Genomic DNA, 7,106 nt, shown 5'->3' with positions numbered 1-7,106 from the left:
TTCTCGACCGGTGACAAGCTCTTGCTGGATGCGACGGCATCCCTGGTTGGGGCTGTTGCGCGGATCCCCTATGCGATGGCCGCCAACTGGTTCGGCGGTCGTAACTGGACGACGTTCTCGGCCATGCTACTGCTGATTCCCACCGCCGGAACCATGGTATTGCTTGCCAATCCCGGGCTTCCACTGTGGCCATACCTAGTGTGTGCCGGGTTGACAGGCCTGGGTGGAGGCAACTACTCGGCCTCGCTGGCCAAGGTTGACGGCTTGTTTCCACAGCGGCTCAAGGGCTTTGCTTTGGGCCTCACCGGAGGTATGGCCAATCTTGGGTCGGCGGGTATCCAGGCCGTCGGGCTGTTTGCACTGGCCTCCGTCGGCCATCAGGCGCCGTACTGGGTATGCGCGATCTATCTGGTGCTATTGGCCATTGGCGGTATCGGCGCGGCGCTATTCATGGACAACATCGTCGCTCACCGCAACGGCATCTCATTCGCCAACCTGCGATCGATCCTTAAGGTCCCAGACACGTGGGCTCTTTCGTTCTTCTACATGTGCGCCTCGGGTTCGTTCCTCGGCTTCGCGTTCGCCTTCGGCCAAGTGTTGCAGCACAACTTCGTGGCCAGCGGCGAAAGCCACGCCCAGGCGTCGTTGCACGCCGCGCAGATCGCCTTCGTCGGTCCGCTGCTCGGTTCGTTGGCGCGCATAGTCGGCGGCAAGGTGAGTGACCGCTCCGGCGGGGGCCGCGTCACACTAAGCGTCTTCGCCGGCGCGATCGTGGCAGGCGCCCTGCTGGTAGCCGTCAGCACCCACGAAGACCTCACGCATGAAGACGGTCGCCCGTTGACGACGATGACCATGGTCGGCTACGTAATCGGCTTCATGGGGCTGTTCATCTTCTGCGGCGCGGGTAAAGGGCCGGTGTACAAGCTGATTCCGACTGTTTTTGAAGCCCGCAGCCTCAAACGGGACGACACGGACGCAGGACGCGCCAACTGGGCCCGAGTCAGCTCGGGAGCGCTCATCGGCTTTGCCGGCGCATGCGGGGCGCTCGGCGGGGTGGGAATCAATTTATCTCTACGGCAATCGTATTCGAGCACCGGCACCGCGACGCCGGCATTCTGGATCTTCTTGATGTGCTACATCGCCGCAGCGGTCCTGGCCTGGGTGCGCTACGTGCGGCCGCAGAACTCACTTGCTTCCACTGCACCGCCGCAAATCATCGAGGAGGAGCCGGTCAAAACGTGACCGTTCGGGCCGGATCAGTTGGGTCTGCCCGCTACCGGGTGGCGCCCACAGAGTCCGCCCAGGCACATACCGAACCGTGGAACGGATAAAAGGGGCTGCAAGGTGACGACACACGAGAATATTCAAGTTGCACGCAAATCTTCAGCGGTGCAATACCTCGAGGAGGTAGCTGCGATTGCAGTCGAGGCGGGGAAGATCCTCCTCAAGCATCGAAGGCATTTCCGCATCGCCGAAAAGGGCGATCATGCGGGCGATACATCGCCTGTCACTGATGCAGACCTCGCGGCTAACAAGTTTATCACTAGGCATCTCACGCTTCTTGATCCAAAGACTCCAATCATTTCGGAGGAGTCGAAGTCGGTCGATTACGCCACCAGGAGCCAGTGGCACACCTTTTGGCTCGTTGACCCGATGGACGGTACCAAGGAATTTGCTCGCGGAAGTGAAGAGTTCACAGTCAACATCGCACTAATCGAGAATTTGGAGCCTGTCCTGGGAGTCATCTATGCCCCGGCCAAGGAGTTACTCTATTACGCGGAAAAAGACCGGGGTAGCTGGAAGCAGGTTGGGAGCAGGACCCCCATCCGCATATTTTCCTCTGTTCCCAACCTGGCCAGGGGGCTTACCATCGCCGAAAGTCGGTCACACCCCTCGGCGGCGCTGGAAATCTACCTGAAAGATCTTCCAGTGAAGGAGCGGGTCGCGGCGGGCAGCTCACTAAAGTTCTGCCTGGTCGCAGAGGGAATAGCCGACCTTTACCCGCGACTGAATCCGACGATGGAATGGGACGTGGCGGCCGGCGATTGTATCTACCGCAACTCGGCGCAGCTGGGTCGGCGGAGATCGTCGCTAATCTACAACAAGCCAACTCTGAAGAATGACAGCTTTGTGATCGGATTCATGTGAGCGAACCACCGGGGCTCTGGTCCTCTTTGTGGATCCGCCTTTAGGCGATCACCGCGGCCCGACCGAATTTCGCCGTGACCCGCAAGCAGTTCGCAGGTAAATCAGCAACTATCCAGCCGAAATTCAGCTAATCCGAAGGTAAGGCGACGAGAATTAAAATCACAATGATTAAAACTACGGCCAAGGGCGCCCGATGACATGCTCTTCGCGACCGTACCCACCCGGCCGGCACGCGGGTGTCGTGCGAACAATAGCTGGTCGACCCAGGGTTAGCCGACTCTAAAAGGCTGAGTTCAGAAGGTCCGGCGTATGTCCACCCGATCACCCCAGGCGCCGCGGCCGGGGTGACCGCACCCGCGAACCAAAGGGAAGTGAGCGGCGCCGCGGCACTCCGCCGCGCTGTCGACCGAAAAGGCACATACGACACGGTGCGGATTGGCGCGCGAAGGACTATTCGAATTCGGACAGGTGTTTGACGATGAGATTCAACATTACCTGGCACGATTGCAAAGTTTCCCGGTCTGAGCGCGAGGAACTCAACGGCCATCGAGGGTGCGTCATTTGGTTTACCGGGTTAAGCGCCAGCGGTAAGAGTACCGTGGCGAATCTGGTCGACCAAAAGCTCTATGAACGAGGGATACATAGTTATCTACTCGACGGTGACAACGTCCGCTACGGTCTCAATGCCGGTTCGGAGATCCTCGAGGAGCACCACGACCGGGACTTTTCCAAGCGATTTGGTCTCGGATTTTCGGCCGAGGACCGAGAGGAGAATATTCGCCGTATCGGCGCGGTTGCTAAGTTGTTCTGCGAGGCAGGCATCGTGACATTGACTGCTTTCATCAGTCCCTATCGTCGCGATCGAGATGCAGTTCGCGCTACTCTCGCCGCCGGTGATTTCATGGAGATCTTTATCGACACGCCCGTGGCGGTATGTGAGAAGCGGGATCCCAAAGGGTTGTACAAGAAAGTGCACGCCGGGAGCATCACGGGCTTCACCGGGATCGACGCGCCATATGAGGCGCCGCTAAAGCCGGAGATTCAATTAAACGGTGCCGAAAAAGATCCTGAGACGCTGGCCGATGAAGTGGTCTCGTATCTCGAGAGAGCAGGCATCACTGCGGCAGTCGGCGGGTGCGAACCGAAAGGCAACAGCAAGCATAGATACTCTATCTAATGCTCCACCCACAATTCATTTCTTACTAATCCGTCGCTTATCAAAGATTTCACGATGACACGATACAACAGAAAGGCAGGTTCGCGATGAGGGCACAATTGATCGCCCCGACCAGAGTTGTCAGGGATTATCTCTCGAACTCTTTGGTGTGGGAGGACTGCCTGGCTCGGGGGGGCTTTGTCGACGGAGATATCGTTGTTGCCGATCCGTTCAAGGCCGGCACAACCTGGACTCAGCGGATCATCCAGCAAATATTGCATAACGGAGACGAGAAGGACGGCGGACTTTCGGACACCTCGCCGTGGCTGGATTCCAGTTGGGGCGACCACGCCGGGATGCTCGATCTGCTCACGCGCCAGCGCGAGGCAGGCCACCGGCGTGTCATGAAGTCACATCTGCCCGCGGATGCCCTGCCGATCGCGCCAGAGGCCCGATACGTTTTCGTGGGAAGAAACGGCAAAGACCTCGGGATCAGCTTTCACAACTACCTCTACAATTTTTCCGAGTCGACGATGTTGACGATCAACCGGATCCATGCTGAGTGGTCCGGCGACTCAACCCCGTTGGTGATTCCCGAGCGGATGCAAACGTTCTTCGACCTGTGGCTCGATACCAATGGCTACGAGTGCTGCGACCTGCTCGACATCATGAACTCGTGGTGGAAGCTGCGCGACGAGCCCAACGTTCTACTGCTGCACTACCAGCAACTAAAAGAGGACTTGCGGGGTCAGATCGTCCGGCTGGCAACGTTTTTCGGCATTGATCCTGCATCGCTCCGGATGGATGCCATTGTCGAACATTGCTCTTTTGAGTACATGAGGCACCGAGCGGACAAGATGGCTCCGTTCAATGGAGAGCACCTGTCGAGCGCGAAGGCCTTCTTCCACAAAGGACCCAAGCGCGACTACCGCAACGAGCTCACGCCGGCGCAGGTCGAGCGCTTTGACCGCGCTGCGCTCGACAAACTGGGGAGCCAGTGTGCCCACTGGCTGGAAACAGGTCGCACCAGCCGCACCACCTAGCTGCCGCCACTACGCCGTCCGTCGCGGGACGTCGACCAAGTGTCGAGCCGAAGGTCCGTGAAACACAGCAGAGTTGGGAGTTTGCCGCCGAGCCGTTGACCCGAATCTGGACGGTTGCACCGCCCATGAGCCAGCTCATTGGCACGACGAGAGCCAGGGAGGGGCCTAAATGACAATAGATTTCGGGACGTTTCCGCCGGAGATCAACTCCGGCCGCATGTACGCGGGTCTGGGATCGGGACCGATGCTGGCCGCTGCCGCGGCCTGGGATGCCCTTGCAGCAGAACTTCATTCGGCGGCAGCAGCCTACGCCTCGGTGGTCTCCGGGTTGACGGTAACTTGGCGCGGTGCGGCGTCGACGACAATGGCGGCTGCGGCCGTTCCGTATGCCGCATGGGTAAGCACAACAGCTGAGCAAGCCGAGCGGACAGCCGTACAGGCCAGGGCCGCCGCCGCCGCCTACGAGGCCGCGTTCACCGCGACAGTCCCGCCGACGGTGGTCGCGGCAAACCGCCTGCAGCTGTCGGTTTTGCTGGCAACCAATTTCTTCGGTCAAAACACCCCGGCGATCATGGCCACCCAGGCCGACTACATCGAAATGTGGGCCCAGGATGCCGCTGCGATGTACGGCTATGCCAGCTCTTCAGCGGCTGCATCGCAGGTGACGCCTTTCAACCCACCGCCGCAGATCGCCAACCCGGCTGGGCTGCCCGCGCAGGCCAACGCCGTCGCCAACGCGACAGCCGCGGGCGCTGGCCAAACACAGGGGTTGCCCCAGCTGATGTCCGTTGTACCCGGCTCCTTGCAAAGCATGGCGGCACCGGCATCGTCGGCAGCGGCGCAGGCGGCAGCGGATCCGTCGGCCCCGGCTTCGCTGGCGTCGTCGCTGAATACGCTCCTCGGCTTTGCGGCTGGGCCGGTATCCCCGTTGTCCTACTTCGGCGTCGCGGGCGTCCCCGAACTGCTCGGTGCCCAGTGCTATTTGCTGCCGCAAGCGGGGGCGAACCTAGCCGCTGCGGCTAACGCACCGACGGCGCCGTCAGCCGGCAGTGGAGCGGTGCTGGTGGGAGGTGCAGAGGGCGGCGCACGCACGGCGCTGGCAGGTGCCGGGCGTGCGGGCATCATCGGCGGCTTATCAGTCCCGCAAGGCTGGGCAGTGTCTGCCCCCGCGGTCAAATCGGCTGCGGCGGTGATGCAGACCGGGTCGGCTGCCGCTATAGCCGAGGCCGCGCCTCAGGGCGAGGCAACCCTGTTCGGCAACATGGCCCTGTCAAGTATGGCCGGTCGGGCGATAGCCGGCACCGGGGAATCGGCGGCCCGATCGACAGGCGTTATGGCAGGCGCTGCCGGTAAGAACGCCGGTCCGGTCAACATTTTCATCGTTCCTTCGGCGCCGCAGCGACCGCCCTAGCCGACCGGGCGGCCGCCACCTATCGGCCACGAATGCTCGAAATGACAAGCGGTGCAACATGTTGGCACGACAGAAACGAGGGACACATGACGTCCGCACCACATCCGACAAAGTTGCCGGCCGCCACGGCGGATGCGGCGGGCGTTCGGAGCTCAAGCGCACTGCACACCGCCGCGATCACGTGTCCACCCACCGTGGTGGATCCGGCGGCGATCGACCTGGTCTCCGTGCTGACCGCGGCACAGTTCGGCGCGTACGCCGCGAATTTCCTCGAAGTCAGCGATCGGTTCGCGGCGGCATGCGCACAGCTCGTGAAAAGCCTTGCAATGAATACCGGTTCAGATCCAACCGACGGCCATAGCACCCAGCCCGCGGCCACCTGAGAGGACGCGACAATGTATTTTGGGCTTTTGCCGCCGGAGATCAACTCCGGCCTGATGTACGCCGGTCCCGGCTCAGGATCGATGTTGGCTGCCGCGACGGCCTGGGACGGACTGGCGGCCGACCTGCACGCGACGGCCGCCGCGTATTCGTCGGTGCTGTCCGGGCTGACAACTCAGTGGCGCGGTCCGTCAGCGACATCGATGGCAAGTGCGGCCGCGCCCTACGTGGCGTGGATCAGCGCGACCGCCGCGCAAGCCGAACAGACCGCCACACAGGCTCGGTCCGCCGCAGCGGCATATGAGGCGGCGTTCGCGGCGACGGTACCGCCGCCAGTGATCGAAGCCAATCGCAGCGAGATGGAGTCGTTGACTGCGACCAACATTTTTGGGCAGAACTCCCCGGCCATCGCAGCGACCGAGGCGCAGTACAGCCAGATGTGGGCTCGGGATGCCGTCGCGATGTCCAGCTATGCCACCCAATCGGCGGCCGCAACCCAGGTGGAGCCATTCGCCGTGCCGTTGTCGACCGCCAACCCAAGCGGGTTGCTCGGACGGCTGCTGCAGACGCTACAGACGTTCGCTACCGCGATTGGCTCAAGCACGCAAACACAGTTCTCGCAGTTGTTCGGCGCCATACCAACCGCACTGCAGAGCCTCGGAACGATCGTCACCGGACCCAACCCGGCGTCCGGCCTGCTGACCGCTCTCCAAGATTTCGCCGGGCTGCAAACTCTGAGCTCGATCAGCGCGGACGTCGAGATGATTCCGAAGTTCATCCTCCCGGCGAATTCCGTCCTGATCAACACCATCATGGGCCTGGTCATTGGAACCAAGGGCTTAGAAGGAGCGAACTCCGCAAGCGCCGCGGCGGCCGGCAGCACCCAATCGAGCTTGGCCGCTGGGGTTTCAGGAATGCATCTGGCCGGCGCTGCAGGGCCGGGCGGGACGGTATCGGCCCAACTCGG

General features: G+C 61.7%; 7 protein-coding genes. All 7 read left to right on the top strand.

Going from position 1 to position 7,106, the window contains the following annotated elements:
- Window positions 1–1,242: MFS transporter (locus VML93_RS30140; protein WP_325616171.1), on the top strand; the 1,242-nt coding region annotated here is incomplete at its 5' end.
- 102 nt (window positions 1,243–1,344) lie between these two features.
- On the top strand, window positions 1,345–2,148 hold the full coding sequence (gene cysQ, locus VML93_RS30135; protein WP_325616170.1) for a 3'(2'),5'-bisphosphate nucleotidase CysQ: 804 nt from the start codon (window positions 1,345–1,347) through the stop codon (window positions 2,146–2,148).
- Window positions 2,149–2,626: 478 nt separating this feature from the next.
- Window positions 2,627–3,325 carry an adenylyl-sulfate kinase gene (gene cysC, locus VML93_RS30130; protein ID WP_325616168.1) on the top strand — a complete coding sequence of 233 codons (699 nt, stop codon included), beginning with the start codon at window positions 2,627–2,629 and terminating at the stop codon, window positions 3,323–3,325.
- Window positions 3,326–3,411: 86 nt separating this feature from the next.
- Window positions 3,412–4,347, top strand: a complete 936-nt coding sequence (locus VML93_RS30125; protein WP_325616166.1) for a sulfotransferase domain-containing protein — start codon at window positions 3,412–3,414, stop codon at window positions 4,345–4,347.
- Window positions 4,348–4,522: 175 nt separating this feature from the next.
- Window positions 4,523–5,758, top strand: coding sequence for a PPE family protein (locus tag VML93_RS30120; protein ID WP_414686489.1), 1,236 nt, complete (start codon window positions 4,523–4,525; stop codon window positions 5,756–5,758).
- 86 nt (window positions 5,759–5,844) lie between these two features.
- On the top strand, window positions 5,845–6,141 hold the full coding sequence (locus VML93_RS30115) for a PE family protein (RefSeq protein WP_325616162.1): 297 nt from the start codon (window positions 5,845–5,847) through the stop codon (window positions 6,139–6,141).
- 12 nt (window positions 6,142–6,153) lie between these two features.
- Window positions 6,154–7,106: PPE family protein (locus VML93_RS30110; protein ID WP_325616160.1), on the top strand; the 953-nt coding region annotated here is incomplete at its 3' end.

The sequence above is a fragment of the Mycobacterium sp. genome (assembly GCF_035499775.1).
Taxonomy (GTDB): Bacteria; Actinomycetota; Actinomycetes; order Mycobacteriales; family Mycobacteriaceae; genus Mycobacterium.
The sequence above is the reverse complement of the archived record's forward strand: the minus strand, read 5'-3'. Positions and strand labels throughout refer to the sequence as shown.

What these genes read in the sequence shown, in the direction of transcription:
- VML93_RS30115 (WP_325616162.1), top strand. Translation starts at nt 5,845, where the DNA reads ATGACGTCCGCACCACATCCGACAAAGTTGCCGGCCGCCACGGCGGAT.
- VML93_RS30125 (WP_325616166.1), top strand. Translation starts at nt 3,412, where the DNA reads ATGAGGGCACAATTGATCGCCCCGACCAGAGTTGTCAGGGATTATCTC.
- cysC (WP_325616168.1), top strand. Translation starts at nt 2,627, where the DNA reads ATGAGATTCAACATTACCTGGCACGATTGCAAAGTTTCCCGGTCTGAG.